The organism is Acinetobacter sp. 24-47-62, assembly GCF_056779765.1.
The window spans coordinates 1-1186 of record NZ_JBWYIN010000031.1 but is presented as its reverse complement, the minus strand read 5'-3'; the positions used below and the strand labels follow the sequence as shown (position 1 = coordinate 1186).

Annotated in this window: 1 protein-coding gene; it reads right to left on the bottom strand. The window is 43.1% G+C overall.

Going from position 1 to position 1186, the window contains the following annotated elements:
* Positions 1 to 39: 39 nt before the first annotated feature.
* Positions 40 to 1115, bottom strand: a protein-coding gene (locus AC1M87_RS14725) for an IS3 family transposase (RefSeq protein WP_481594114.1) whose coding sequence is annotated in 2 segments (ribosomal slippage) — positions 40 to 863 and positions 863 to 1115 — 1077 coding nt in all. Because the reading frame shifts where the segments join, the coding sequence is not laid out codon by codon here.
* Positions 1116 to 1186 lie beyond the last annotated feature (71 nt).

The window sequence follows — 1186 nt, the reverse complement described above, 5'->3', positions numbered from 1 at the left end:
GGTAATCCTCCCATAAATAACCGAAGTTAAAAGTAGAGGTTAAGCAGCCATTAGAGGTGGCTTTCCTTTGTTAGCTTGATGTGGTCTTTCATGGTTGTAATGCCACAACCAGTTTGTTGCATAATCTTGTACTTCATCCAAAGTATCAAATAAATGCTTGCTCAGCCAACTATAACGTATGGTCCGATTATAGCGTTCAATATACGCATTCTGCTGTGGCTTACCCGGTTGAATATATTCAATACGAATACCGTGCTCAGTAGCCCAGCGCACAAATTCGTGACTGATAAATTCGGGACCATTATCGCATCGGATCACTAACGGTTTTTCTCTCCACTCCAGCAATTGATTCAACGTACGAATAACCCTGATTGTGGGCAATGAGAACCCTGCTTCAATGGCTAGGCCTTCGCGGCGGTAATCATCAATCACATTCAATAATCGAAACTTGCGACCATCGGAAAGCTGATCATGCATAAAATCTAATGACCAAACCTGATTTTCTCGGATTGGTTCTTTCAATGGTTCAGGCGCATGCCGTTTTAGTCTTCTTCTCGGTTTAATACGCAGATTCAGTGCCAACTTACAGTAAATGCGGTAAACCCGCTTGTGATTCCAGCAGCAACTCTCAACATGCCGTAAATACGAGAAGCACAAACCAAAGCCCCAATCGGAATTTTCCTCAGTGAGTTCAATGAGCTGTTCAGCAATGAGTGCATTGTCATCGCTGAGTTTGGCTTGATAGCGGTAGCAGGTTTCACTAATGCCAAATGCTTTACAAGCCAAACGAATACTAATGGCATGCTGGGCAACTGCCTGTTGTGCCATCTTACGCCGGCAAGATGGCTTTACCACTTTTTTGCCATCGCTTCCTGGATGATTTCGGCCTTTAATCGCTCTTCCGCATACATCTTTTTAAGTCTGGTATTTTCGGCTTCTAGCTCTTTCAGTCGAGCCATTAATGATGTATCCATACCACCATATTTGGCACGCCATTTATAAAAGGTAGCATTACTCATGCCGTGTTCACGGCAAAGGGTCGCTACAGGTGTGCCAGATTCTGCCTGTTTCAAGATGGACATGATCTGACTGTCAGTAAATTTAGATGTTTTCATGCAGAATCTCCTGCTCGTATCTTAAGAGAAAATTCTACTTTTAGATCCTATTATTTTTAGGGGGGATTACC